This is a genomic window from Pseudarthrobacter lactosi (genome assembly GCF_055412785.1).
Genome location: NZ_JBVAYS010000002.1, coordinates 471,777 through 497,436, shown reverse-complemented (window position 1 = coordinate 497,436; position 25,660 = coordinate 471,777). Strand labels below are relative to the sequence as shown.

19 protein-coding genes and 1 pseudogene are annotated in these 25,660 nt (G+C 66.7%); 8 read left to right on the top strand and 12 right to left on the bottom strand.

All coding sequences use genetic code 11. The features are described from left to right. Positions 1 to 46 precede the first annotated feature (46 nt). From ACZY0Q_RS12230 to ACZY0Q_RS12220, 3 genes are read left to right on the top strand one after another with little or no spacing between them, the layout of a single operon-like run. Positions 47 to 1,153: an AAA family ATPase gene (locus tag ACZY0Q_RS12230; RefSeq protein ID WP_463917189.1), complete on the top strand. Its 1,107-nt coding sequence runs from the start codon at positions 47 to 49 to the stop codon at positions 1,151 to 1,153. Between the two features lie 13 nt (positions 1,154 to 1,166). Continuing rightward, positions 1,167 to 2,576, top strand: a complete 1,410-nt coding sequence (locus ACZY0Q_RS12225) for a DUF58 domain-containing protein (protein WP_463917188.1) — start codon at positions 1,167 to 1,169, stop codon at positions 2,574 to 2,576. Beyond that, positions 2,573 to 5,059, top strand: a complete 2,487-nt coding sequence (locus ACZY0Q_RS12220) for a transglutaminase TgpA family protein (protein ID WP_463917187.1) — start codon at positions 2,573 to 2,575, stop codon at positions 5,057 to 5,059. Before ACZY0Q_RS12225 ends, ACZY0Q_RS12220 begins: the two co-directional genes overlap by 4 nt. Before the next feature lie 82 nt (positions 5,060 to 5,141). Here the strand turns inward: ACZY0Q_RS12220 and ACZY0Q_RS12215 are convergent, their stop codons facing one another. Together ACZY0Q_RS12215 and rsmI are read right to left on the bottom strand one after the other, a co-directional pair. Continuing rightward, positions 5,142 to 6,641, bottom strand: a complete 1,500-nt coding sequence (locus tag ACZY0Q_RS12215; protein ID WP_463917185.1) for an NAD-dependent succinate-semialdehyde dehydrogenase — start codon at positions 6,639 to 6,641, stop codon at positions 5,142 to 5,144. Between the two features lie 171 nt (positions 6,642 to 6,812). Further along, positions 6,813 to 7,766 carry a 16S rRNA (cytidine(1402)-2'-O)-methyltransferase gene (rsmI, locus tag ACZY0Q_RS12210; protein WP_463917184.1) on the bottom strand — a complete coding sequence of 318 codons (954 nt, stop codon included), beginning with the start codon at positions 7,764 to 7,766 and terminating at the stop codon, positions 6,813 to 6,815. A gap of 46 nt (positions 7,767 to 7,812) precedes the next feature. Here rsmI and ACZY0Q_RS12205 point away from each other — a divergent pair, with 46 nt between their 5' ends. Next, a complete protein-coding gene (locus ACZY0Q_RS12205) occupies positions 7,813 to 9,495 on the top strand; it encodes a dolichyl-phosphate-mannose--protein mannosyltransferase (RefSeq protein ID WP_463917182.1) in 1,683 nt (560 codons plus the stop codon). 67 nt (positions 9,496 to 9,562) lie between these two features. Then, a pseudogene (locus tag ACZY0Q_RS12200) lies at positions 9,563 to 11,005 on the top strand (AMP-dependent synthetase/ligase); the annotation flags it as partial. 11 nt (positions 11,006 to 11,016) lie between these two features. On the opposite strand, the gene ACZY0Q_RS12195 reads toward ACZY0Q_RS12200, so the two are convergent. Both ACZY0Q_RS12195 and ACZY0Q_RS12190 read right to left on the bottom strand, forming a co-directional pair. Beyond that, the gene (locus ACZY0Q_RS12195; protein ID WP_463917180.1) at positions 11,017 to 12,135 is read right to left on the bottom strand and encodes a TIGR01906 family membrane protein; all 1,119 of its coding nucleotides are present in this window, start codon (positions 12,133 to 12,135) and stop codon (positions 11,017 to 11,019) included. 123 nt (positions 12,136 to 12,258) lie between these two features. Next, positions 12,259 to 13,251, bottom strand: coding sequence for a stage II sporulation protein M (locus ACZY0Q_RS12190; RefSeq protein ID WP_463917179.1), 993 nt, complete (start codon positions 13,249 to 13,251; stop codon positions 12,259 to 12,261). 68 nt (positions 13,252 to 13,319) lie between these two features. Here ACZY0Q_RS12190 and ACZY0Q_RS12185 point away from each other — a divergent pair, with 68 nt between their 5' ends. Continuing rightward, complete coding sequence (locus tag ACZY0Q_RS12185) at positions 13,320 to 14,120, top strand: RDD family protein (protein WP_463917177.1); 801 nt, start codon at positions 13,320 to 13,322, stop codon at positions 14,118 to 14,120. Here the strand turns inward: ACZY0Q_RS12185 and ACZY0Q_RS12180 are convergent. The 4 genes from ACZY0Q_RS12180 to ACZY0Q_RS12165 all read right to left on the bottom strand — a co-directional run bounded on the left by ACZY0Q_RS12180 (position 14,117) and on the right by ACZY0Q_RS12165 (position 17,732). Continuing rightward, complete coding sequence (locus ACZY0Q_RS12180; RefSeq protein ID WP_463917176.1) at positions 14,117 to 15,355, bottom strand: L,D-transpeptidase; 1,239 nt, start codon at positions 15,353 to 15,355, stop codon at positions 14,117 to 14,119. The two genes, ACZY0Q_RS12185 and ACZY0Q_RS12180, sit on opposite strands and share 4 nt — an antisense overlap. A gap of 63 nt (positions 15,356 to 15,418) precedes the next feature. Next, a complete protein-coding gene (ahcY, locus tag ACZY0Q_RS12175; protein WP_463917174.1) occupies positions 15,419 to 16,897 on the bottom strand; it encodes an adenosylhomocysteinase in 1,479 nt (492 codons plus the stop codon). A gap of 132 nt (positions 16,898 to 17,029) precedes the next feature. Continuing rightward, complete coding sequence (locus ACZY0Q_RS12170) at positions 17,030 to 17,263, bottom strand: Trm112 family protein (RefSeq protein WP_463917172.1); 234 nt, start codon at positions 17,261 to 17,263, stop codon at positions 17,030 to 17,032. Between the two features lie 79 nt (positions 17,264 to 17,342). Continuing rightward, positions 17,343 to 17,732: a DUF3499 domain-containing protein gene (locus ACZY0Q_RS12165; protein ID WP_463917170.1), complete on the bottom strand. Its 390-nt coding sequence runs from the start codon at positions 17,730 to 17,732 to the stop codon at positions 17,343 to 17,345. Between the two features lie 121 nt (positions 17,733 to 17,853). Between ACZY0Q_RS12165 and ACZY0Q_RS12160 the strand changes: the two genes are divergently transcribed. Beyond that, entirely contained in the window at positions 17,854 to 18,369 is a 516-nt protein-coding gene (locus ACZY0Q_RS12160) for a metallopeptidase family protein (protein WP_463917169.1), read from the top strand. A 4-nt stretch (positions 18,370 to 18,373) separates the two neighbouring features. Here the strand turns inward: ACZY0Q_RS12160 and ACZY0Q_RS12155 are convergent, their stop codons facing one another. Genes ACZY0Q_RS12155 through ACZY0Q_RS12145 form a run of 3 tightly spaced genes read right to left on the bottom strand, consistent with a single transcriptional unit; the run spans position 18,374 to position 23,866 of the window. Next, positions 18,374 to 19,966 (bottom strand): DUF5719 family protein, encoded by a 1,593-nt coding sequence (locus ACZY0Q_RS12155; protein WP_463917167.1) that lies wholly within the window; start codon positions 19,964 to 19,966, stop codon positions 18,374 to 18,376. Continuing rightward, a complete protein-coding gene (locus ACZY0Q_RS12150; protein WP_463917166.1) occupies positions 19,959 to 23,291 on the bottom strand; it encodes a glycosyltransferase family 2 protein in 3,333 nt (1,110 codons plus the stop codon). Before ACZY0Q_RS12150 ends, ACZY0Q_RS12155 begins: the two co-directional genes overlap by 8 nt. Before the next feature lie 29 nt (positions 23,292 to 23,320). Further along, entirely contained in the window at positions 23,321 to 23,866 is a 546-nt protein-coding gene (locus ACZY0Q_RS12145) for a WhiB family transcriptional regulator (RefSeq protein WP_463917565.1), read from the bottom strand. A 410-nt stretch (positions 23,867 to 24,276) separates the two neighbouring features. Here ACZY0Q_RS12145 and ACZY0Q_RS12140 point away from each other — a divergent pair, with 410 nt between their 5' ends. Beyond that, complete coding sequence (locus ACZY0Q_RS12140) at positions 24,277 to 24,975, top strand: TIGR03089 family protein (RefSeq protein ID WP_463917164.1); 699 nt, start codon at positions 24,277 to 24,279, stop codon at positions 24,973 to 24,975. Positions 24,976 to 24,984: 9 nt separating this feature from the next. On the opposite strand, the gene ACZY0Q_RS12135 is transcribed toward ACZY0Q_RS12140, so the two are convergent. After that, positions 24,985 to 25,554, bottom strand: coding sequence for a GtrA family protein (locus tag ACZY0Q_RS12135; protein WP_463917163.1), 570 nt, complete (start codon positions 25,552 to 25,554; stop codon positions 24,985 to 24,987). Positions 25,555 to 25,660: the final 106 nt, after the last annotated feature.

Sequence of the window (25,660 nt, the reverse complement as noted above, 5' to 3'; positions counted from 1 at the left end):
GGCCTGCTGTCCCGTCCCGGGTGATCCCCGGGCTGAAAGGTTGCAGATGGACTCCCACCGCCGCACCGCCGTCAACGAGGTAACCCCTGCCAGCCGGAACCTTACCGCTGTGACGGAGCCGGTGGGCCACCTCAACGGCCACAAGGCAGCTGCCATGGACTCCGAAGCGTTCCACGCAGCCAGCCAGCGGATCCTGGCCTCCATCAACACCGTCATCGACGGAAAGTCGGATGCGGCCAGGCTCGCACTGACGGTGTTGCTGGCCCAGGGCCATCTGCTCCTGGAGGACGTGCCAGGCGTGGGCAAGACCCTCCTGGCCAAAACCCTCGCCCGGACCATCGACTGCACGGTCAGCCGCATCCAATTCACTCCCGACCTGCTGCCCTCGGACGTAACGGGGGTGTCCATCTACAACCAGGCGTCGCGGCTGTTCGAGTTCCGCCCGGGTGCCGTGTTCGCCAACATCGTCATTGGCGACGAAATCAACCGTGCTTCGGCCAAGACCCAATCCGCCCTCCTGGAGTGCATGGAGGAACACCAGGTGACCGTGGACGGGGACTCATACAAACTCGACGAACCGTTCATGGTGGTGGCCACCCAGAATCCGATCGAGATGGAAGGCACCTATCCGCTCCCGGAAGCACAGCGCGACCGTTTTATGGCTCGGATTTCCATGGGCTATCCGGACAAGGACTCCGAGATCGAGATGCTGGAAACCCATCAGGCAACCTCCCCGTTGGCCAAGGTCTCCCCCGTGGTCACCGCGGCGGATGTCGCAGCGATGATCGCCACCGTCCAGCAGGTTTACGTTTCCCAGGCCATCAAGGAATACACCGTCTCGGTAGGCCGCGCAACGCGCGAAAGCCCCCTGCTGCGGCTGGGCGCCAGTCCACGCTCCATGCTCCAGCTGCTCCGGGCTGCGAAGGCCACGGCGGCCCTGGACGGCCGCGATTTTGCGCTGCCCGACGACGTCGTCAGCGTGGCGGAATCCGTGCTGGCCCACCGGATCATCCTGGACCGCAAGGCGGCCGGCGCCGGCGAGACCCCACACAGCGTCATCCGGGGCATCCTCTCCCGGCTCCCGGTGAACCAGGACCCGAACAGCCCGGCCCGGGCATCGGCCCCGCCGGCCGGATTGCGCCGGAACCACTAGGCAGGGCTGTCACATGGCGCTGCGTGACCGACTGCCCCGGCACCTGTTCAGCCAGCGCGGCTGGGGGCTCCTGGCCGCAGGCGCCGTCTGCCTTTTGTCTGCGCAGATCATGGGGCGGCGGGATCTGCTGAGTTTGAGTGTCCTGCTCATCGTCCTTCCCCTGGTTTCGCTCGCCGGAATCAGGCTCCTCAAGCCCCGGTTCCAGGTTTACCGCGAGTTCAACCCGTCCCCGGTGGAGACCTCCGCTGCGACCACGGTTCGGCTCGCCGTGGCACGGACGGGTTCCGGTGGCGGCCGGGCCATCATGGAGGAACGGCTGCCGCCACGGTTCGGCGAATCCCCGGCCTTCCATTTTCCCGCCCGCTCCGCCAAGGGCGGGACCAGCAGGTACGAATACCATTTGCGTTCCACCAAACGCGGCCAGTACCTGATCGGCCCGGTAACAGCTGAGTTCACTGATCCGTTCGGGTTGTCCCTGCACCGGCGGTCAATTGACGACGGCGACACCCTCACCGTGACGCCGGCCGCCGTCGAGCTTCCCGTGACGGGCCTCGCGGGAGCCCGCGGGAACGACGGCATCACAGCAACGCGTACCCGCGCCAACCCCAGCGACGATGACGTCATGACCCGCGAATATCGCCCCGGCGATCCCATGCGCAGGGTGCATTGGGCGGCCACCGCCCACCACGGCGCCCTGATGGTACGCCAGGAAGAATCTGTCACGACGCCGGAGGCCACCCTCATCCTGGACCAACGGTTCGCGGCGTTTTCCGGGGGACACGGTTCCGGTTTCGTGGGCAGTGCGGCCGTGGACGGACACGGACACGAGATGATCACGAGCGGCACGTTCGAGTGGGCCGTGGTGGCCGCGATCTCCATCTGCACGCACCTGTCGGAACGGAACTATGCCCTCCGGCTCCTGGACCCCCGCGGCGAACCCGCATTCCTGCGTTCCCCGTCCGCACCGGAACCGGACGCGGAAGAGTTCAGCGGAGTCTCCGGGCTCCAGTCGATCGCCGAAAGCCTCGCTGCCATCCACCTGTCCGGTCCGCACCACGTTGCCCGGGACCACGGTGGCCAGGATGCCGGACCGGCTGATTTCGACGATCACCTGATGGACAAACTCTCGGCCCACCGGATGCGTGGGCCCCTTATTGCCGTGCTCGGCAGGATCTCGCCGAGCGAGGCCAGAGCCCTCGCTCCGGCGGCGGGTTACGGCGCGAATGCCTTCGCCATCATCGTTTCCGACAGGCCGGCGGATGCGGAGGACTCTTTGGAGGCCCTCCGCCGGGGCGGCTGGAGGGCAGTGGCCGTGCCAGCCTCGGTTTCAGTCCCGGATGCCTGGACCCACTTCGACCAGGGTGGTGCGGCGCCTGCCACGGCTGCGGCCGACGTCCGCCGCGGTGCGGGGGTGGGGCGGTGACGCTGGCACCGGAACGCAACGCTTCCCGCGAGAAGGCTGCCACGGGTACCCCGGGACAGGTCCCGGCACGGATGCGGGCCGGGGTGTACCCGTGGGCCATGGCCGGGGCCGTGGCCCTGTCTGTGGCCGGCGCCGCGATTTCCCTCAACGGCGTCCTGCGCGGTTGGGCGTGGTACCTGCCCATCCTGACCACGGTGGTGGTGGTCTGCCTGTCCATCGCCACGCTCCGCGCGCTGAGGGCCCAGCCCCTTGTAGTGGCAGCCGGCGGCTTTGCGTCCCTGATCGCGGTTCTCACACTGACGTTCTTCCGCAGCACGGGCATTGCCGGATTCATCCCGTCCGGGGCAACGCTGGCCGAAGTGGACAGGTTCATCCGCCGGGCGAGCGAGACCGTCCTTGCGGAAAGTGCCCCGGTGGCTCCGAACGCAGGAATCGTGATGGTCAGCTGCGCAGCCCTGGGCCTGACCGTCATCCTCATCGATGCGCTGGCCGTGCCGCTGGGCATGCCGGCAACAACCGGTCTGGGCCTGCTGGCCATCCTGGTGGTCCCCGCCACCGTGAAGCCCCAGAGCGTGGGGCTTTGGGGTTTTGTTGCCACGGTGGCCGGGTATCTGCTGATCCTCGCGTGCAGCCAGTGGTTTGCACCGGATTCCCGCACGTCAGCCGACAGCGGCCGGAATCCCGGCCAGCTGCGGCGGGCCGTGCTGACCGGAACCGTGGCGCTGGTGGCAACCCTGGCGGTGCCGGCGGCAATTCCCGGTTTCGACCACGGCACGTTTCCGCAGGGCTCCCGGCTGAACCCTTGGGGCTCCGGTACCGGCCTGAATCCCATGATTACCTTGGGAAACAGCCTGCGGGCGCCAGCCGGAAGCGGACGGATCACCTATGCCACCAACGCGGCCGGGTCACTGTATCTACGGTCCGTTACTGTTGACAATTTCGACGGCGAATCCTGGGGACCTGATGACCGGGACGCCGAGCGCCGCCCCTTGGCAGGACAGCTTGAGACGGGCTACGAGATCGTCGCCGAGGAGCAGCTCCGCCAGGTGACTGCCGTGGATACCGGGACGTTCACCAGTGCGTACCTGCCGTTGCCGTATGCGCCCGAGTCAATCCGCGGGCTCAACGGTTCCTGGACGTGGGACCCGGCCACGCTGGCCGTTAAGGGATCCAACACCAACTCGCGGGCACAGCAATATGTTGTGGTGTCCTCCGCGCCTAAACTCACAGCCACCCTGCTTCAACAGTCTTCGCAGGCCGTGCGGGGAATCCGTGAAGATTTCACCAGGGTTCCCGGCAACGTCCCGGACATAGTCCGGAGCACCGCTGACACGGTAACGGCTTCCAGTGACACGCCCTTTGCCAAGGCCATGGCCATCCAGAAGTACCTTCGGTCTGGGGAGTTCACCTATTCCCTCCAGTCACCTGTCCAGGGCGGCTACGACGGTAACGGCCTTTCGGTGCTGGCCGATTTCCTCACCCAGAAGAGCGGATACTGCATCCACTACTCGTCCGCGATGGCCGTAATGGCCCGCTTGGAGGGTATCCCCAGCCGCATCGCGGTGGGTTACGCGCCGGGCCGTACCACCGGTTCCACGGTTCCCGTGGCCGGGCAAGGTGCACTGCCGGAGTATGAAGTGGACGCCCGGGATGCCCATGCCTGGCCCGAACTCTACTTCCAAGGACTGGGGTGGGTGCCGTTCGAACCTACGCCGTCGCGTGGTGTTATACCCGCTTACGCCGCGGAAACCAGCACCTCAGGTAGCCCCGGATCGCTTGAAAACAACGACGACCTCCTTCCGGGCACAACAGCCCCGGCCCCCACACCAAGTGCCACGGCCGCGCCCCTCCCGGGCGCAGGTGGCGGCGAAGGGGACGTGGGGCAGGTGCTCCTGCCGTGGCTGCTCGGGACAGGAGCCGCGCTGGGCCTTGTCCTCCTGGCGGCCTCGCCACGGCTGGTGAGGATGGGGCGGCGTGCCCGGCGGCTCCGCACCGGGGACCGGGCCCGGGAGGACGTGGTTCCGCTGGCGTGGGCTGAAATCCGCGACCTCGGAACCGACTACGGGCTGCCACCGGAATCCAGCGAAACAGCCCGGACATTCTCCGCACGGCTCCGCCAGTCATCCCTGCTCGGCGAAAGTGGCGGCATGGACGACGCCGCACACCAGGCCATCCGCAGCCTCACCTCCGACTTCGAACGCCGGCACTACGGCCCGCCTGTCCAGGACATAACAGGCCGCGGCAGGACCGGGGCGATTCCCCCGCGCATCGCGGCAGTTCAGCAGTCCCTGCGCGCCAACGCCTCACTCCCCCGACGCCTCCGTGCCGACTGGCTCCCGCCGTCGGTTCTGGGACGGTGGGCCTGGTTCCTGGCTGCCCCGTTCAAGGGGCTCAACAGGCTGGCGCGCCGGACGGCAAAAGCCGCCGCACGCTCCTGGTCGAGGGCGCGCGACGGCTTGTTCCGGCCGCGGGGTAGCCAATAGCGGCTAGCTGCATTGGTTCCCCGCGGGCGCTGGAGGAACCGGCTGACCGGAGGATAATCCAGTCGGCCGGAGGACTATCCGTTCAGCTCGCGTAGGGGTCGGCGATGCCGATGTACTGGGTGTAGAGGTATTCCTCGATGCCCTCGAGGCCGCCCTCACGTCCCAGCCCGGACTGCTTGACGCCGCCGAACGGTGCGGCGGCGTTGGAGATGACGCCGGCGTTCAGGCCAAGCATTCCGGTCTCGAGCCGTTCGCCCATCCGGATGCCCCGGTTCAGGTCCCTGGTGAAGACGTAGGCCACGAGCCCGTATTCGGTGTTGTTGGCCAGACGGATCGCTTCGTCCTCAGTGCCGAAGGTGATGATCGGGGCGACGGGGCCGAAGATTTCCTCGGACAGGATCCGGGTCCCTTCGGTGACGCCGGTGAGGATGGTGGGCGGGTAGAAGTAACCGGGGCCTTCGGCCGGAGCGCCGCCCAGGACAGCCTTCGCGCCGGAGGCCACGGCGTCGGTGACGAGTTCGTGGACCTTGTCCCGGCTCTTGGCATCGATCAGCGGACCGACCTTGGACTCCGGCTCCGTACCCCGGGCAGTGGTCATGTCCGCCATCTTCGCGGCGAACTTCTGGGCGAATTCGTCGGCGACGGACTCGTGGACAATGAACCTGTTCGCTGCGGTGCAGGCCTCACCCATGTTCCGCAGCTTCGCCAGCATGGCACCGGCGACGGCGGCGTCCAGGTCTGCGTCCTCGAAGACCAGGAACGGGGCGTTGCCGCCGAGTTCCATGGAGGTCCGCAGCACGGTTTCGGAGGCGTCGGCGAGCAGGCGGCGGCCCACTTCGGTGGAGCCGGTGAAGGAGAGTTTACGCAGGCGCTGGTCCTTGATCAGCGGACCCGTGGTGGCTCCCGCTGTGGACGTGGGAATGACGTTCAGGACTCCGGCGGGCAGGCCGGCTTCCTGCATGACCGCGGCGAACAGCTGCGAGGTCAGCGGCGTGAGGTTGGCGGACTTGAGCACCATGGTGCAGCCGGCCGCGACAGCAGGGGCGATCTTGCGGGTGGCCATGGCCAGCGGGAAGTTCCACGGCGTGATCAGCAGGCACGGTCCCACCGGCTTCTTGGTCACCAAGAGGCGGGACTTACCGTCCGGTGAGACCGAGTAGCGGCCGAACGCACGGACGGCTTCCTCGGAGAACCAGCGCAGGAACTCGGCGCCATAGGTCACCTCGCCCCGGGCTTCGGCCAGGGGTTTGCCCATTTCCATGGTCATCAGCAGCGCGAAGTCTTCGGCACGCGCCGTGACCATTTCAAAGGCACGGCGCAGGATCTCCCCCCGTTCCCGGGCCGGGACCTTCGCCCACGACTCCTGGGCGGCGGCGGCCGCGTCCAAAGCAGCCTTGCCGTCCTCCGGGCCCGCGTCGGCAATGCTGAGGAGCAGTTTGCCCGTGGCGGGGTCCTCAACGTCGAACGTCTTGCCTGAAGCCGCCGGGCGCCATTCGCCGTTGATCAGCAGTCCGGTGGGAACAGAGGCCAGCAGCGCGCTTTCGCGCTCCGCGGTAACAGCTGGCAGTGCGGTGACAGTCACGTTGACTCCCTCGTCAGTAAGGTTAGGTTCAGCCACTCCACAGGCCTCGCGGCCTGCCTTCCCGGCTGATTTACTGTCAGACTACTGCCGTGGCCGCCGGAGGGTCTACGCCTGGACGCACTAACGCCACCGGACAACGTTGTGCAGCTGCACAGCTGGGATTTCGCTCGCTCAGCGTGCCGCGAGGACCGCGGAGTACAGCTCCCGCTTGCTGACACGGACGTCCTCAGCGACGGCGGCTACGGCTTCCTTCAGCCGGATTCCCTGGGCCACGAGCTCGTTGACGGCGGCTACGTGGTCTTCGGGGGTGCCCGGCGCCTGCTCGGGGGCGCCACCGAGCACCACGGCAATCTCGCCGCGGACCTCGTTGCCTTCGGCCCACAGCAGCAGTTCCCCGACCGTCCCGCGGATGACTTCTTCGTAGGTTTTGGTCAGTTCGCGGCACACAGCGATCCGCCGCTCGGCACCGAAGCGCTCGCGCAGAGCCCGCAGCATCGATTCCAGGCGGTGCGGCGCCTCAAAAAACACCATGGTCCGGCGTTCGGCCGACAGGTCCGCCAACCGCGACGCCCGTTCGCCGGCTTTCCGGGGCAGGAATCCCTCAAAACAGAAACGGTCGGTGGGCAGGCCGGACAGAGCCAGCGCGGTCAGTACTGCTGACGGGCCCGGCACGGCGGTCACGGTGAGTCCCGCTGCCACAGCCCCTTCCACCAGCCTGAACCCCGGGTCCGAGACCGAAGGCATTCCGGCGTCTGTGACCATAACCAGCGTTTTGCCGGACCGGACGTGCTCCAGCAGCTCCGCGGTCTTGGTGGCCTCGTTGTGCTCGTGGTAGCTGATGACCCGCCCGGCGACAGTGACTCCAAGGTTCTGGACAAGGCGGTGCAGGCGTCTGGTGTCTTCGGCGGCCACGATGTCTGCGGTCCCCAGGAGTTCGATCAGGCGGGCCGATGCGTCGCCGGCATTCCCGATGGGCGTTGCGGCCAACACAATCCGGCCTGGCCCCCCGGCAACCGTTGCCGGTACGTCCACTGTCACCTGCGATTTTGTCGCTGGCCCCTCGTCGGCGGCATCGGAAGGTTCTGCAGGGCGGGAATCGGCGAAGGTGCTGGGGTTAGGGTCCACTCCCCCAGCGTACTGCTGGCGGGCGGCCCAAGCTGCAAAAGGTAGCATGGGGCTCGTGACGCAGACCTCCATGCGGCCTGCCGAGGCCGGCCAACCCCACCCGCCGGCACGAGGCCCCTGGATCGCCCGTCCGGCGGAGGCCTTCTCCGCTGCAGCCCTCCGCGAGCGCCTGATTGGAAGCACCCGCAGCTGGCGGGATTACCCGCCGTCGCTCCGTCTCTGGTTCTGGCTGGTGCCTGCCCTGACCACGGTGATCGGCGGCGTCCTGCGGTTTGTTCGGCTGGATACGCCGCACAGCCTGGTCTTCGACGAAACGTATTACGTTAAGGACGCTTACTCCTACGTGGCCAGCGGCTACGAACGGGGCTGGCCGGACAAGGCCAACGATTCCTTCAACGCCGGCAACCCGGCCATCCTCCTGGACACACCCGAATACGTAGTCCATCCGCCCGTGGGCAAGTGGATGATCGCCGGCGGCATGTGGCTGTTCGGCGCCGATAATCCATTCGGCTGGCGGTTCGCGGCCGCATTGACCGGGACGCTGTCCATCCTGCTGCTCACGCTCATTGCGTTGAAATTGTTCCGCTCACTGCCGCTGGCTGCCGCCGCAGGCCTGCTGCTCGCCGTCGACGGCCACCATCTGGTGATGTCACGGACATCACTCCTGGACATCTTCCTGATGTTCTGGATCCTGGCGGCCTTCGGAGCATTGCTGCTGGACCGTGATGACGGTCGACGGCGGCTGGCAGCACGGCTGGGACGGCTCGCAGCCGCATCCCGGAACGGCATCCCCTCCACCAGCCAGCTACTGGCGGGACCGTGGCTGGGTATCCGATGGTGGCGCCTCGCTGCGGGCGTATGTATGGGCCTCGCTGTGGGCACCAAATGGTCCGGCCTGTTTTTCCTCGCCGGTTTCGGCGTGCTGACGGTCCTCTGGGACCTCAATGCACGGCGTGTCGCGGGAATCCGCGGTTGGGTCAGCGCCGGAATCATCAAGGACGGACTGCCCGCCTTTGCCAGCATGATTCCGGTTGCAGTGGTGGTCTACACCGCCACCTGGACGGGCTGGTTCCGTTCCGAGGGCGCCTACTTCCGGCGGTGGGCCCAGGCCAACCCATCAGCGGAATGGGGCTGGCTGCCTGATTCCCTGCGTTCGCTGGCGCATTACCACCTGGAGGCCTACAAGTTCCATCAGGGACTGGGCTCCGAACACCCCTACGAGGCAAGTGCTTGGAGCTGGCTGGTGATGGGCCGGCCGACGTCGTTCTTCTACCAGAAACCGGAGCAGGGCGTTCCCGGCTGCGACGTGCCCAACTGTGCCTCAGCCATTCTCTCGGTGGGGAACCCGATGATCTGGTGGGCAGCGGCCATCTCGCTGGTGGTCCTGCTGTTCTGGTGGGCCGGGCGCCGTGACTGGCGTGCTGGGGCGATCCTTGCGGGTGTGGGCGCCGGCTATCTTCCGTGGTTCCTGTACCCGGAGCGGACCATGTTTTTCTTCTACGCAGTCTCCTTTGAGCCTTTCCTGGTGCTCTCGCTGGTGTATTGCCTGGGCCTTGTCCTGGGCCGGGACACCGACCCGCCCTGGCGCCGGCGCTCCGGTGTTTATCTGGTGGCACTCTTCGTCGCCGGGGCAGTCCTGTTGTCCGCTTTTTTCTACCCGGTGTGGACGGCGGAGATCATCCCCTACCAGGAATGGCGCTTCCGGATGTGGATGCCGTCCTGGATCTAGGGCAGGATTGCATCAGACCCTGACCAGCCGCGAACTGCGTTGAGGCAGCGGAACGGAGAGGCCACCCGTGCGAGAAGCAAGCACAAAACTCCTGGTGGAGCTTGAGCCCGGCAGCAATGTCACCGATCTCCTGCGCCGTCGGGAGGCCGCCAACCCAGCCCACGCCCTCTACGCGCGCAAAGGCCCCAACGGCTGGACCGACGTTCCGGCTCGGAAATTCCTGCACGATGTGTGCGCCCTGGCCAAAGGACTGATCGCCGGCGGCCTTGAGCCGGGCGACACCGTGGCCGTAATGTCCGCCACCCGCTATGAGTGGGCGCTGGTGGACTTCGCCATCTGGTTTGCCGGCGGCGTGAGCGTTCCCATCGAGGAGACTTCGACGCCCGGCCAGGTGGAGTGGATCCTGCACCACTCCGGCGCGCGGCGGGTACTCGCCGAGGACCGCCGCAAGGTCGCAATGATTGCAGGCATCCTGGAGACGTCCGCCCTGCTCCGGGACCGCCTGGTCGCCGTTGTGAGGATGGATAACGACGGCGAGGCCCCGGACCTCGCCAGCCTCTCGGCTGCCGGAATGGGCGTCACGGACGCCGAGCTGGAACGCCACCGCTCCGCCGCGGGCCTGGACGACGTCGCATCCTTGGTCTATACCTCCGGGACCACCGGACGCCCTCAAGGCTGCGAGATCACGCACGGCAACTTCGCGCTGGTGGCCGTCAACGCCGTCGCCTTTCTCCCGGAGATCCTCAGGGGGCAGAATGCGCGCACCCTGATGTTCCTGCCACTGGCCCAGGTGTCCGCACGCGCCGCCCAGGTGGCGTGCCTCCATGCCGGCGCCACCCTGGGCCACGTCACGCGTCCTGCTGATCTGCCGGTGGACCTGGGCACGTTCAAACCCACGTTCCTCCTGGCGGCGCCCCGGATCTTCGGGAAGCTCCGGGCGGACGCCGCGCACCAGGCTGCCGGGTCAATAAGAGCCAGGGTCTTCACGGCAGCGTCGGACGCGGCCGTCCGCTTCTCCACAGCACAGGACCATGCTGCCCGCGGCCGGGACAGCGGACCTGGACTGGCGCTGCGGGCGCAGCATTCCCTCTTTGACCGGCTGGTGTACCCGAAGCTCCGCCAGCTCCTGGGTGGCCGGGTCCGCTACGCGGTATCGGGGCCGGGCACCCTGGCGTCTGAGGACGCGCACTTCTTCCGCGGCGCCGGGATCCGGGTTCTTGAGTGCTACGGGCTGAGCGAAACAACGGCACCGTGCACATCCAACACGCCGGCCCGGACCAGGGTGGGCAGCGTGGGCATCCCCCTGCCGGGCACCACTATCCGCGTGGCCGAGGACGGCGAAGTGCTGGTCAAGGGGATCGGCGTGTTCAAGGGTTACCATTCCAACGAGGCCGCCACCGCCCGGGCCTTCGTGGACGGTTTCTTGAGGACCGGAGACCTCGGCGAGCTGGACGCTGAGGGCTTCCTGACCATCACGGGCCGCAAGAAGCAGACCGCTAAAGCCAAGAACTGAACAGCCGCTTAGGGCTGGACTTCAGCGGCGTCCTGGTCATCCTTGGCCAGTCCGCGACGGCGGCGCGTGGGCCAGGTGAGGATCAGCGTCACGAGTGCTGCCAAGACGACCAGCGCGGCGATGACAATGCCGGCATCGATCCAGAACTGGCCCGGGAACAGCCTGATCAGGGTGTCTTCCAGAGCGAACGTCCAGGAACCGTTGGCAAAGAAGATCCGGTGGAACTCGGTGAAGAACTGCTGCCAGCCGAGAACGGCCAGCGCGCCAAGGCCCAGGATGATCGCCAGCGCAACGATGGATCCTGCGAACAGCCCGCGGCGCACTCCGCCGATGCTCCGGCGGCGCAGGTACGCAATGGCCACGAGGCTGAGGACAATCAGGAGGGCTCCCCCGCCAAAGGCCGAGAGGATGACAAGCTTCACGTCGGCCATGTGGCTGACTTCGCCGTCCTTGAAAAGGTCCCCGCCGCTGCGGTTGACGAGGTCGCCAAGGTACCGCGGCCCCGCCCAGTTGCTGAGGTAGTCAACCGCGTAGGAGCCGTACGTCATCCGGTCGTCGGTGCTGAAGCCGTACCCGTCGCCGGGGAACCCTGGCCGGTTGTACTCGGCCCACAGGAACAGCGGGCTGGTAACCGCGCGGACGGCCAGCACCAGCAGGATCACCGGGTAGAAAAGGGCCAGCAGGACTTGCCAGATGCGCGGAGCCACGGGCTTGGCGTTGGCTGCGCTTTCGCGCTCCGCGTTGCGGCGTTCCACTTCCTCCTGCGGCGGACGGACCTGCAGGGCCGACGTGGGGAGCGGCTCGCTGAAGTGGGCACCGTTTCGGGTGGCGCCCTGCGCGGACGGTTCTTTGCGGAGTGACTCTTCTACGGAAGGTACGACGGCGGGGGGTTCGACGGCGGGGGGTTCGACGGCGGCCTCCGCGGCTTTGCGGCCGGCGCGGCTTTCGGGCTGGGTGACACCGCCCTGAACGGCACCGGAGCGACCGGCCGGGGACGTGTCGGGAGTGCTGGAGCCGGAATCATTCAGCCAGGCAAAAGCGGGTTCGTCCGAGTCCGACGAAGTATCCAGGTCCGGATCCGGCTGCGGCTCCGTGCGTTTGGCAGGGGTCGGCGAATTGTCGTTCACAGCAGCGTCACTTCCGTTGGGGTCCGCGCCGCCGGCTCTGATCCGGGCAGCGCCGTGTATCTGATATTGAGCCTACCGCCCGCTTCTCCGAGAGCGTGAAGAGCCACCCCGGTGCCGGTGGATTCATGCGGCGATTTCGCTGTGTCCGGCGTCGCCGGCCACCAAATCGCCACGTTCACCGGCGTCATAGGCCCGCCGTCCCCACACCAGGACGTAGCCCCAGTAGGCGGCCAGTACTGCCAGGCCGATGCCGATCTTGGCCCATACGGGAAGCGGGCTGGGCGTGACAAAGCCCTCCACCAATCCGGAGACGAACAGAACCAGCAACAGCCCCAGTGCAACGGTGATCAGCGACCTGCCTTCGTCCGCCACGGCCCGTCCCCGCGTCCGTGGTCCCGGGGACACCATGGCCCAGAAGATCCGCAAGCCCGCAGCACAGGCAATAAAAACAGCTGTGAGTTCCATCAGGCCATGCGGCAGGATGTAGCTGAAAAACACATCCTGTTGGCCCACTGCGGCGAAGACTCCTGCGGCAATCCCGACGCCCTGGGCGTTCGTGAACAGGATCATGGGTACCCAGATGCCGGTGACGCCCAGGGCCACCGCCTGGGCGCTGATCCAGGCATTGTTGGTCCAGACAGCCCCCGCAAACGAGGCCGCAGGATTCTCCGAATAGTAGTCAATGAAGTCTTCCTCGACGTATTGCCGGACCGCAGCCTCCGAGGCAACGGACCGCAGGGCATCCGGGGACGTCCCGATCCAGAGCGCGTAAGCGCCTGCCACCAGCACAAAGGCGGCGCCGCAGGCCACCGTCAGCCACCGCAGGCGATACAGGGCGGCAGGCAGGGCGGCCACGAAGAAACGGGCCAAGTCCGCCATTACGTTGGACCTTGCGCCCGTGAAACGGGTCCGTGCCTGGGCCAGGGTGGCGGACAAGGAGGCGGACAGGCCGCTCTCCGGGGCAATGGACCGGATGAACGAAAGGTGCGCCGACGTCGACTGGTAGAGCCGCAGCAGCTCGTCGGCTTCGCCGCCGCTGAGGCGCCGCTTATGGGCGAGCTGGTGCAGCCTTGACCACTTGTCCCCGTTGGCGGCGGAGAAGGCATCCATATCCACGGCAACAGCCTAGCCGCCATAGACTGTGAGGGTCCGCAGGATGGCTGGCAAGGGATTGGGGTATCCGTTTGAGTTCGATAATCACCGGCGAGGCCGTGGTCCTGGAACTGCGCCCCGCAACCTTTGCCGCCCGTGCCCTTGGCCTGCTACTGGATGTCCTCCTCAACATCATCCTGCTCGTCCTGATCCTGCTGGGCATCGCGGCCGCCGGCCAGGACCTTGACGAGGCGGCCCTGCGGGCTCTGACACTGGTGGGCGTGGTCTTCTGCTTCGTTATTTTCCCCGTGGCGGTGGAGACCCTCACACGGGGCCTTTCGCTCGGAAAATTGGCCACCGGCCTGCGGGTGGTCAGGGACGACGGCGGGGCTATCCGGTTCCGCCACGCGGTGATCCGGGGGCTGACCGGATTCCTGGAAATCTACCTGACCCTGGGCGGCCTCGCCATCGGCGTCGCGCTCTTCAACAGCCGCTCCAAGCGGCTGGGAGACATCCTCGCCGGCACGTATGCGCTGCGCCGCCGCGTGCCGGTGGAGGCGCCGGTCCGTGTCTTTGTTACCCCACACCTTCAGTCCTGGGCAACAGCTGCGGACATCGGACGGATTCCGGATGCCACCGCACGGCAGGCTGCCCAATTCATTCGGCATGCCGGGCTTATGTCACCGCTGTCCGCCGCCGGCATGGCCGCGTCGATCGCCACGGAACTTGCCGGGCATGTGGCCCCGCCACCGCCACCGGGAACCAGCCCGGACCAGTACTTGGCGGCCGTTACGGCCGAACGCCGTCACCGCGAACTTGCGCGCCTGCAGCAGGCCAGGCGCCGTAACTCGGCCACGGCAGAGCGCTTGGAGCGCCTGCCGTTTGACCCTTAGTTGTTGTACTCCGCCCAGGGGATGTTCCAGTCGCCATAGCCGTCATCGACGGCGGCGTAGTCGCCTTCGGTGTTAATGATCTGGACCACATCGCCAGTGGTCATGTGCTCAAATACCCAGGCGGCGCCGTCGGGAGCGAACCCGATGCAGCCGTGCGAGACGTTCGTGTTGCCGATGTACGGGAAGGCGGACTCGAGCGCCTGGTGGATGTAGGCGCCGCTCAGCGTGAGGCGGATGGAATACTCCACGTCCACTTCGCCGTAGTAGGCCGGATCGCCGGGCTTGAGTCCAATGCTTGCCGCCCGGAAGTGGTCATACCGGTTCTTCTCCATCAGGACCGCGTAGCCGCGCGCTGACGGGAAGCGCTTGTCGCCCATGCTGACCGGGAGGGTTTTCACCACCTGGTCGTTGACGCTGAGCGTAAAGGTGTGTGCGGTGGCGTCGGCGATGGCCACCCGCTTGTCACCGAAATTGACCGTGACTTTTTTGTTGAAGTTGGCGATCTGGCCGTTGCCAAGGTCCACGCCGAAGAGCTGCATGTCCATGGTGACGGTGGAGTTCGCGGCCCAGAAGGCCTCGGGGCGGTACCGGACCATGGTGTCGCTGAACCAGTGGAAGGCTCCGGCCTGCCCCGCGCTGGAGGTGATTTTGATGGCCTTCTCCACGGCATCCCGGTTGACCACCGGTTCGCTGAAGATGACCTGCAGTGGCTGGCCAACGCCGACTTTCATCCCGTCCAGGGGATAGATGGCGGCGTCCGCCTCGTGCGTGCTGGAAACCGTACTGAAGGAGTTTGTAGTGCTGGTTTCCCGCCCCGCACCGTCGGTGACCACGTATGTGTAGCTGTATTCGGTGTTGAATTTCAGGGGGTCGGTAGCAGTCCAGCTGCTGCCATCCCCTGCGAAGGTGCCGTGGACTGCTTCGCCGGCGGTGGTGGTCAAAGTGACACTCTCGATCCGGCCGTTGCCAACCTTGAGCGACACCGGCGTGGCCGGGTTCACCTGCTTTGCGGCGTTGACCGGTGTGACATCGACCTTGACCGGGGCCACCACGGGCGATGCGACTCCGGGTGCGGACCGAACCGCGGAGCTGGCTTCGGACTCCAGGCCACCGCGTGCGAAGCCCGGCGCGACGGCGGCGAAAACCCCGCCCGTTGCGGCAAGGACACAGACGGCTGCCACCAAGAGAATCTTCTTGGCGGTCCCCCGCCGGCGTGGCTTAACAACAGGTTCCATAGTCCGATCTTAATGCTTGGACGTAACAGCCCCGGGCGCGATCGGCACCCGGGGCGTCACACGTCAGTAACGATAGTGCTCGGGCTTGTACGGTCCGGCGATGTCCATGTCCAGGTAGTCGGCCTGTTCCTTGGAGAGTTCCGTGAGCTCCACGTCGAGGGCGTCGAGGTGCAGGCGGGCAACCTTTTCGTCCAGGATCTTGGGCAGGACATAGACCTGGTTGTTGTATTCACGTTCGCCTTCGGGCTGGTCCCGCTTGGTCCACAGCTCGATCTGGGCGATGGTCTGGTTGGCGAACGAGTTGCTCATCACGAAGGACGGGTGGCCGGTGGCGTTGCCCAGGTTCAGGAGGCGTCCCTCGGACAGGACGATGATGGAGCGCTCGTCCGCAGTCCCGCCGTCGAGCACCCACTCGTGGACCTGGGGCTTGATTTCCACCTTTTTGATGCCGGCGATCCGCGCCAGGCCGGCCATGTCGATCTCGTTGTCGAAGTGGCCGATGTTGCCCACGATGGCTTTGTCGCGCATGCCGGCCATGTGTTCGGCCAGGATGACGTCCTTGTTGCCGGTGGTGGTGATGAAGATGTGGCCTTGGCTCAACACCGACTCAAGCTTGGCCACCTGGTATCCGTCCATGGCTGCCTGGAGGGCGCAGATGGGATCGATCTCGGTGACGATGACACGCGAACCCTGGCCGCGGAATGCCTCTGCGGCTCCCTTGCCGACGTCGCCATAACCGCAGACCACGGCCACCTTGCCGCCCATCAGGACATCGGTGGCGCGGTTGATGCCGTCAGGCAGCGAGTGGCGGATGCCGTACTTGTTGTCGAACTTGCTCTTGGTGACCGAGTCGTTGACGTTGATGGCAGGGAACAGCAGCTTGCCCTGCTCGGCCAGCTGGTAGAGGCGGTGCACGCCGGTGGTAGTTTCCTCGGTGACGCCGCGCAGCCCGGCCCCGATCCGGGTCCACCGCTGAGGGTCTTCCTGCAGGGAAGCGCGGAGCACGTCCAGGAAGATCCTGCCTTCTTCGGACTCGTCCTCGCCTGTCGCCGGCACGGCGCCCGCGGCTTCGAATTCAACGCCCTTGTGGACCAGCATGGTGGCGTCGCCGCCGTCGTCGAGGATCATGTTCGGGCCAAGCTCCGGGTTGGTGTCCGCGCCGGGCCAGGCCAGGATCTGCTGGGCAGTCCACCAGTATTCCTCCAGCGTTTCGCCCTTCCAAGCGAACACGGGGACACCCTGCGGGTCCTCGACCGTTCCTGTGCCCACCACGACGGCCGCGGCGGCATCGTCCTGGGTGGAGAAGATGTTGCAGGAGGCCCAGCGGACCTCGGCACCAAGGGCCGTGAGGGTTTCGATCAGGACAGCGGTCTGCACCGTCATGTGCAGGGAGCCAGCGATCCGGGCACCCTTCAGCGGCTGGCTGGGTCCGAACTCCTCGCGGAGTGACATCAGGCCGGGCATCTCGTGCTCGGCCAGGCGGATCTGGTGGCGGCCGGCTTCGGCCAGCGAGATGTCGGCTACTTTGTAGTCAAATGTCATGGGGGTTCCTTTGCTTTGTCCGATGGTGGCGACGGCGTTGAAGCGTCTGCGCAAGAATGCGACTGCTGGTGGTGGGGCGGGTTGTCCAGGCGCTGTCCGGGCAATACCTGCGGTTTTGTCCGTGGCCGGGGTTTAGCCCGTGGCCGTCCCGACAGCGGGATCGTGCTGGTCCGAGCCGGCAGCGGTTGCGGCCTGGAGAAGTTCCGGCGGCAGCAGCAGCGGGATACCGTCCTCGATCGGGTAGCGCAGCTTCACGCCCGAGTCTCCGGCCGCCATCGACACCAGCTCTTCGCCTTCCTGGACCACGGGCGAACCGGTCACGGGACAGCGAAGGACGGACAACAGTTCAGGACTGATCTTTGGCATGATTGGTGCTCCCGACAGGGCGCGCGTTCGCGCCGTTGGCTGACTGATTAGTAGGTTCCAGCCTACCGCCAGATCCGCCTCAGGAAGGTTCGCGCAGTGCGCGCAGATGCCCCCGGCGGACGCCCTCCGTGCCGGCTGGGGCCTCCAGCGCTGAATGCGAGACCCGCTGCCCCGGCGTGGCCTGCGGCTTCGGCGGTTGTGCCGCCGCTTCGCGGACCGCGTTGGCAAGGGCCAGGAGGTCGTCCGGTCCCGGCTGCTGCGGGCTGGTCGGCATCGCCAGCCGAAGCACTTCCCAGCCGCGGGGCACTGTCAGGGACCCTGCGTGCTGCTCGCACAAATCGTAACAATGCGGCTCGGCGTAGGTGGCAAGCGGGCCCAGGACGGCGGTGGAATCGGCATAGACGTACGTCAAAGTTGCCACCGCCGACTGACGGCAGGCTGACCTTGAACATTGACGGATAGCTCCCACGACATCACAGACTACTCCGTATCCTTGCCCGTTCGGAGTATTTGCCGGAACGGGCGCCGCGCCCTGGCACTCAAACCGGGGTTATGTCGCGTAATTCTGCGCCCGGGTTTACAGTCAAGGTATGCAGTCATCGAACCAAGATTCAGCTTTTTCGGTCCGTTTGGCTGACCCGGATGTCCGCGCCGCAGAAACGGGCTCGGGTTCGCCCGGCCGCAGCTTTGCGATGCGCCGCCGGAACCGCCACGGCCGCGGCCTGCGTGGGGAGCTGATGTTGCCCACACTCCCCGGTTATCGGACGCGCTCGGACCGCTTTGATGAGATGGTGCTGGATTCCGCGCAGCGGCTCCACGACATCTGGGGCAAAACGCTCGACGGCGTCCGGTTTGCCGTTGACGAAATACCCCCGCAGTTGGAGCAACTGGTGGCCGACGCCGCGCAGCCCCCCATGGGCGCCTACACTCCCGCCACAGCCGACGAGGGCCCCGTGATTACCCTGTACCGCCGTGTGGTTGAGCAGGGTTGCGGCAGCCGGGAGGAACTCCAGGACCTGGTGCACGATGTTGTGGTGGAACACACCGCCGAAATGCTTGGCGTGGCGCCGGAAACGCTGGATCCGGTCTACCGCCGCCGGTATTGACCGGTCAGTACCCCAGGGACACCGGCACCTTTTCGTGCCCTGAAGCGGCCGGTGTGAAGGCTACCGTGGAAATGTCGTCCCGGCCCTCCTGCTCCAGGAGCAGCGCGCCGTAGGCGGCGTCACCCGATGCGGAGACAACGTAGGCCACCACTTCGGACTCGTCCACCTTCTCGGGGACCTTGATGGAAGTGGTGGTGCCGCCGGCGACGTCGGCAGTGGCGGCCGCGCGGATCCTGCCGTCCGCGGTGACGGCAGCGTAGGTGACCGTAGCCCGGTTCTCGAGGACGCCGAACACGAGGATCCGGTCACCGCCCTGGGGCACGGGCACCACGTGCTGGCTGCCCAGCCGGACCCCGGAGGCTGCCCAGGCCACGTCCGAAGCCTTCTCGTTCGTGACACCCCGCGTGACCCGGACCGCAGCCACAAAGGACACGTCCGAACTGGTGGACACCGTGTAGTGGCCGGTAGGTACGCCCGCCAGCGAAATCTCGGTGACGGCCCCGGCTTTTGCTGTGACCACGCCGCCGCCAGGGAGGGCTTTCTGGCCGTCCCGGCCGTAGAGCTTGACCTCCACTACCGCATCCGACGGTCCGGGCACCGTGATCGCCAGCGCAGGGCCGGCGTCGTTGTAGCCACTGTTTCCCGTGAGGGCGGAGATCGCGCCGGCATCCTGGATGTCGACCCCGGTCATGACCTGCCGTGCGGCCGGAGCAGCCCCCGGAGCAATGAAGTCGATGCCGCCGGGCGTCAGTCCCCTCAGGACACTCTGCTGGATGGCCGCGGCCACGGGACCGCCTGCGCTCCGTACATGAACCGTGAGCCGGGCTTCACCAGGGGCCAGGCCGGCCAGGACTATTGAGCGGGTACCGCCCGGTGCGACCAGCAGACCCCTGCTGCCTGGGGCCTGGATCTGGCCCTTGCTGCCGAAGAGCTCCAGGCTGACTGTGGCGGGTGTACTAGAGGCGTTGCTGAGCACGAGGACGGAAGTGCGGCCCACTGTGGTGCTTGCGCCCGAGAGCCAGAGATCGTTGGCGGGTGGCTGGCAGTTGGCGGCGGCCGAGCCCTGCAGGTCACCGTCCGTGGCGGTGAATTTCATAACACCGGCGGCTGAGGGTTTCTGGCCGGCCTGGGCGTCGGCGCTCAGGAGGGTGGCGTCGTCCACGCTGTGCCCGGCGAGGACGCCGGCGGTCAGGTCCTGGGGACCTGTCCCCTGGCCGGGCTGGCTGCCGTCCTTGGCGATTTCGACGGCGGGCGTCCCGTCAAGGGCGGCGAGCCGGCTGCCGGGAAGCACCCCGCCGGGGGCGCTCAGGACGGCGCCCGTGACGGTGCTTCTCGCCGTCGAGGATTCGGGGCTGAACTGGGGATCGGTGCCCGCCTCAGTCCCCTCGAGCAGGCGGGCAGGTCCGGCACATACCCCTGCGCTGGCGCCGGCGGGAACAGCCGCCAGCACGGCCGGAATGCTGCGGTTGCCCGCCGGCTGCGGAGCCACCGACGCGGCAGCGAGCACCGCACCGGCCGCGGCCACAATCGCCACAGCCGAGACCAGTCCTGCCAGCATCTGCTTGCGCGGGGTCCTGCGGGCGGCGTCCTTATGCATTCTGGTGTTCCTTACGCAAAGATCCTTCGTCCCGGGACAGCCCGGTGTTGGGCCGGCGGGCGGGCATGGGAATGGCGAGCATGACAGTGAGTCCGATCACCGTGATCTGGGCGATTCCGGACCACAGGGCCCAGGGGGCGTCGTAGCGGATGGTCAGCTGTCCGGCGGAGGCCGGCAAGGTGAACGCCTGGGCCGAGCCCGACGTCGTTGCCGTGAGCTTCCGCCCGTCAAACCAGGCGCTCCATCCCGGGTCCGCCCGTTCAGCGAGCACCACCAGCCGCCCTTCCGGTCCCCCGGCGACTGCGGTGTCGACGTCGTCGTATTTGGAAGGCACCAGCGCCACGGTGGCTCCGGCCCCGTCCACAATCCTGACGCGGTGGGCAACGTCGGCGGGCTGCAGCACAGGCTGGTTCAGCGGCGTGATCCGCCAGAGCCAGCCGACATCCGTCTGGCCGACGGCAACGAGCCCTGGCACAGCGTCCATTCTGCTGGCCGTAAGCTGGGCCGCCGTATCTGCCGAGCGGAGCACCACAAACCCGGCACCCAGGCGTTCAAGCTCAGGCCGGGGATCCACGCCCTGCCCGGCCACCAGGGTGGCCACGACACTTCGGATGGACGCCGTGACGTCGTCGTCCTCCCTGACCGTCTCCTGGCCGGGTGCGCCCAGAATGTTCCGGGCTGCGGCGATGGCTGACATGCTGTCCAGCGTGGTCCCGGCGCCGCGCATCAGGGCTGCGTCATAGGCACCGTTTTCCTGGGTGCTGATGAGCAGCGTGCGTGTCTGCTCCGGCCCGGTGCCCCGGTCGATGGCGGTGGCGGGAAGCGTCCGCGCACTGCCTGCCTCCACCAGGCGCGGCGTTCCCAGCGCAGGCCCGGACGGCACCACGGCGGGGAGTGCTGTGGCTGTAGACCGGAGCAGGTTCTGCGCCGACCACACCGCCATGCCGGCCAGCGGACCGGCCAGCAGCACCACCATGGCAAGCGCCGTGGCGGTGCGGAGCGCCACATTGCGCCGAATACTGGGCGAGGCCGCCCGGTCTGCGGCATCAAGCAATCGCTCGGCACCGATCAGGGCTGCCCCAAGCAAGGCGAACCCGGCGGCGGAGACGGCTGGACCGGTGAACGGTGTCACCAGGGTGTCGGCAGTGGCGCCGGTGGCAACGTGCCCGGCCAGCCAGCTGCCGGCGAAGATCACCAGTGCGGCCACCCAGAGGACACGTGCGGTCCTACTGCGCTTACCCGGGAGGAAAAGGGCGGCAACGGCCAGCAACAGGACGGGAACAGCCAGGAGCAGTGCGAGCACCAGTGCCCACGGGATGGCCTGGCTGCTGAAGAACGGAAGGCCTGACAAGCCACCTTCGGCGGAGAACAGCAGCGGCTGGCCCAGGAACTGCTGCCACAGCGGGGCTGCCTCGAACCCCAAGGGAACACCCGGGTCTGCCAGCAATGCCCGGGGCCGGTCGATGACGGACAGGCCGAAAGGAATAAAGAGTGCGGCGCTGGGCAACAGGGCCCACCACACGGTGCGGCCACGGCGGCCAAGCATCAGCCCGCAGAGCACGATAAGCACCACGGCGGGAATCAGCAGTGAGGGCGCCGACGCGGTCACAACGCCCAACGCCAACCCTGCGGCGGCGGCAGCGGTCCAGGACGGCATGCCGTTGATCCCCGGCCGTGCAGGCGGTTTCTCGCTGAAACGCCGGTCATCCGGGGACGGGACAATGAAGCGTCCGTGGCCCACGGCCGAGCCAGTGGCACGTAAGAGCGCCAGAACCAGCAGCGGAATCATGATGTGGGCCACCAGGGCACCCGCGCGGCCTTGGTTCAGCGCTATCTGCAAGGCCGGAGCGGCCGCCCAGAACAGCGCGGCAACGAGGCGGAAGCGGCGCCGGATGGTCAGGCCACCGGCCGCAAACCACGCCGTCAGGCCAGCCAGCGGAGCGGCGAGCAGCAGGAGCCACGCCATGGCCGCGTTGGCATCTCCGCCACCGAGCAGGCCAAGGATCCAGAGCACATAGCCGAAGGGGTCTCCCCTGCCCGGAAGTCCGGCTCCCAGGCTGATCCACCAGCTGGACGCGTGGTGCCACACTTCACCAAGGGTGGCGGACACGGGAATGAGGCCCCCGCCTGAAACTGCTTCGGCCCGGAACAGCCCGCTGAGCGCCATGAGGGAAGCCACGGAGGCGATAAGCACGGCCGCGAGGGCGCCGGTCCCCACCCAACCCCGTTCGCTGGTGGTCATTGCCGCGAAGTCATCTGATGAGTCCCCGGTGGGCTGGTGCTCCAGGGGGTCATTGATCAGGCCGTCGGCCGTGGAGTTGTCGGCGCCGAGGGCCTCCATGAGGGAGCGGCGGTGGTTCCAGACCTCACGCCGCGGTGTCTGCAGCTTCTTGATGACCGACCGCCGGATCCGCCGGCTGCTGGCCGCCGTCCTGCGTGCCTTAGCGACGGCACCGGGCCGGGCCAGGGCAGCGAACGTGGCCACCAGTTGGGAGAAACCATGCCCGGGATCCTTGACTGCAATGCTGAGCACGAGTTTGAAAAGGCTGCCCAGTAGCGCACCGGCTGCATGGACAGGCACCTTCCAGAGCGGGGCATGCTTGAGGCGCAGGTGGACCTGGGCTTTCCGCGCTGCGGAGGCGTTGCCCTGGGCATGGGGGCGGTGGGCTACGTGGAACATCCGCGCAGTCGGAACGACCACCACGCGGTGCCCTGCGAGGCGGTTGCGCCAGCAGAAGTCGACGTCGTCGCCGGTGCCCGGGAGCGCGGGGTCGAACCCCTTCAGGAGCTCCCAAATGTCCCGGCGGACCAGCATGCCGGCCGAGTTTACTGCAAAAGTGTCAGTGCGGCCGTTGTACTGGCCCTGGTCCAGTTCGTCGGCGTCGATCAGGGTAAGCCGCTCGGCCCAGCGGCTGGTGGAGAGTCCGACGTCGATCAGCCGGCGTTCGGCGTGCCAGTCCAGTTGCTTGCAGCCGGCCACGGTCACCGATGGTGCCCGTTCCACGGCACCGAGCAGTTCTGCCAGCGCTTCCGGCGCCGGGGCCGCGTCGTCGTGAAGCAGCCAGATCCACTCTGTGGCGGCTCGCTGGGACTGGCCTTCCCAAGGCGCGTGCGCGTTGAGTCCGGCGCGCACGGCGCCTCCCATGCCGCTCTTGCCATGCGGGAAGGTGCTCACATTGGTTGCGCCGAAGGCCTGTTCCAGGAGGACGGCAGAGTCGTCGCGAGATCCGGTGTCCACCCCGATATGGGAATCCGCGGGCCGGGTCTGGTCCGCGAGGGCAGCCAGGGTTCTGGGGAGATAGGCACTGCCGTTGTGGGACACCACAACGGCAGTGACGTGTACTTCCTGAAGAATTAGATTGCTCGCTTCCTTAGCCGCCGGCGCTCACGCTCGGAAAGGCCACCCCAAATGCCAAACCGTTCGTCATTTGCCAGCGCGTATTCCAGGCACTGTGACCGGACATTGCATGCCCCGCAGACCTTCTTGGCGTCGCGCGTGGATCCGCCCTTCTCCGGGAAGAAGGCCTCCGGATCCGTCTGCGCGCACAATGCATCAGTCTGCCAGCCGAGTTCGCCTTCGTCGTCGAAGTCCTGCCGGAATGGCAGTCCGACCCACACCGGCTGGGTGCTTGTACCCTGCGCCGGGGTGCGCAGCTCCATGGGCGGATCCAGGTCGTCATCGTCCTGGTCGTGTCCGCCGTCGAGGAGTGCTTCGTGCGCCGCCAGGAAGGCCGTGGCCTGGTCCTGGAGGGAGTCTTTGGTGTTGCGGTTGTAGCGGTCCGCGGCGTCAGGATCGGCGGGATCCACATACCAGTCGCTCGGCACCCCACGTGCGCGGTATTTAGCCGTTGCCTGGCCGGCGACGACGGCATCTTCATGGATACGCTCTGCTTGCCCCACGGCGACCCTCCTGAAAGTTGCAGTCACTGCCTGGATCCTTGGACACTCGGTTGTGTGCCTGAATTTGTGCAGCGACTTTCTATATCTAATTACACGTGTGTAACTAGTGGGGAGTCAAGCTGTGGACGGATAATAATCAACTTTCCGGCACAATTGCTGGCACGCCACGCCCGGAGGTTTTCCGGCGGCTCGCCGAGCCGGAGGCCTGGCGGTCCACTTCGGCGGCCAAAATGGTCCCATTTCCGCTGAATACCGGCCGAAAATACAGGCGCAGCCCGAATAAGACAAATAACATGATAAATTCCTGTGAGTAACATCACAGCACCACTGGACTCTCCTGTGCCCTTGAGAGACTTCGCGCGGGCACCCCCTTCAAAGCCGCCACACGGCGTCCGTGACAAGATAAAGCCATGAGCATCCCGGCGATAGATCTGATGACCACCCTGCGTTCCGGCCACGCCACCTCACCCCGCCTGACCTGGTATGGACCGGACTCCGAGCGTGTGGAACTCTCCGGCCGCGTGCTGGACAACTGGGTGGCCAAAACCAGCAATCTGCTGCAGGACGAACTCGACGCCGAGCCCGGCATGCGCCTGAACCTGGATTTGCCAGCCCACTGGAAGTCACTGATCTGGGCGCTGGCCGCCTGGCAGTTGGGCATGGAAACAGTGCTCGACGGCGGGGAGGCGGCGCTCCTCGTCACCGACCGGCCAGGAACTGTTGAGGGAAAGTACGACGCCGTCATTGCCGTCGCGCTTCCGGCGCTGGCGATGCGGTGGCCGGGTGAGCTGCCGGCCGGGGTCCTCGACTACGCCGCCGAGGTGCGCTCCCACGGTGACGTCTTCATGGCGCACACGGAGCCGTCAGCCGCAGCCTGCGCCATTAGGGCCCGAGCAGGCCAGCAGCACATCCACGAAAACCTGATCACTGGTTTTGCGGCGTCCCATGAGGAAGGGGTCAGGCTTCTGGTCCCGGCCACTGAAGGGCTGGAGCCGGCGCTGGCGGACTCGCTCGGCGCGTGGCACAGCGGCGGTTCCGTGGTGCTGGCGCACCCCGATGTGGAATTTACGGACAAGCTGCTGGCCGCGGAACGCATCCACGGCAAATAGCGGCCTGCGTCAGGGCTGCCGGCGGCCTTCCGGTGAGTCCCCGCCCGGCTGTTCCCCGAGTAGGGCGGCGGCGGCCTTCTCCTGATGGTGCCGCTCGATGAGCTCGTGGTCGTGTGAGAACTCCGGCTCCTGGTCCAGCTCTTCGTTGAAGACCCAGAACCGGTAAGCGAAGAAGCGGAAGATGGTGCCCAGAACCAGACCCACCACGCTGCCGGCAATAAAGAGCGAGGGCTTGTCGTTCAGGTCCAGGATGTATTTCGCGAACCAGACGCAGCCTGAGGCGATCAGGAGTCCCACCAGGTTCATAATGGCGAACAGCATGGCCTCACGGGCCACATTGGCCTGCTTGCGGTGGCGGAACGTCCAGTATCGGTTGGCAACCCACGAGAAGATGCTGGCGACGATGGTCGCGACGGCCTTGGCCCACACCTCACTGCCATGCATCGGACCGGTGAACAGCCAGATGAAGATTGCCGAGTCAATGACGAAGGCCACACCGCCCACGGCTCCGAACTTGGCCACTTCACGCCAAAATAGCGAGGCGAGCCCCCGGATACGATCTGCAAGTGCGCTAAACATGACCCTCCATGGCCGTCCGTTCAATGGGCCACACGGCCAGAGGTCTATTTTAGACCCGAAAACGGTGAACCGGCCCCCGCGGAGTGCAGAGTGGGGACGGAAATAC

Excerpts from the sequence above, each read along its gene's own strand:
- ACZY0Q_RS12140 (WP_463917164.1), top strand. The coding sequence starts at position 24,277 with ATGAGCATCCCGGCGATAGATCTGATGACCACCCTGCGTTCCGGCCAC.
- ACZY0Q_RS12135 (WP_463917163.1), bottom strand. The coding sequence starts at position 25,554 with ATGTTTAGCGCACTTGCAGATCGTATCCGGGGGCTCGCCTCGCTATTT.
- ACZY0Q_RS12170 (WP_463917172.1), bottom strand. The coding sequence starts at position 17,263 with ATGCCAAAGATCAGTCCTGAACTGTTGTCCGTCCTTCGCTGTCCCGTG.
- ahcY (WP_463917174.1), bottom strand. The coding sequence starts at position 16,897 with ATGACATTTGACTACAAAGTAGCCGACATCTCGCTGGCCGAAGCCGGC.
- ACZY0Q_RS12155 (WP_463917167.1), bottom strand. The coding sequence starts at position 19,966 with ATGCATAAGGACGCCGCCCGCAGGACCCCGCGCAAGCAGATGCTGGCA.
- ACZY0Q_RS12205 (WP_463917182.1), top strand. The coding sequence starts at position 7,813 with ATGGGGCTCGTGACGCAGACCTCCATGCGGCCTGCCGAGGCCGGCCAA.
- ACZY0Q_RS12225 (WP_463917188.1), top strand. The coding sequence starts at position 1,167 with ATGGCGCTGCGTGACCGACTGCCCCGGCACCTGTTCAGCCAGCGCGGC.
- ACZY0Q_RS12230 (WP_463917189.1), top strand. The coding sequence starts at position 47 with ATGGACTCCCACCGCCGCACCGCCGTCAACGAGGTAACCCCTGCCAGC.
- ACZY0Q_RS12160 (WP_463917169.1), top strand. The coding sequence starts at position 17,854 with ATGCAGTCATCGAACCAAGATTCAGCTTTTTCGGTCCGTTTGGCTGAC.
- ACZY0Q_RS12180 (WP_463917176.1), bottom strand. The coding sequence starts at position 15,355 with ATGGAACCTGTTGTTAAGCCACGCCGGCGGGGGACCGCCAAGAAGATT.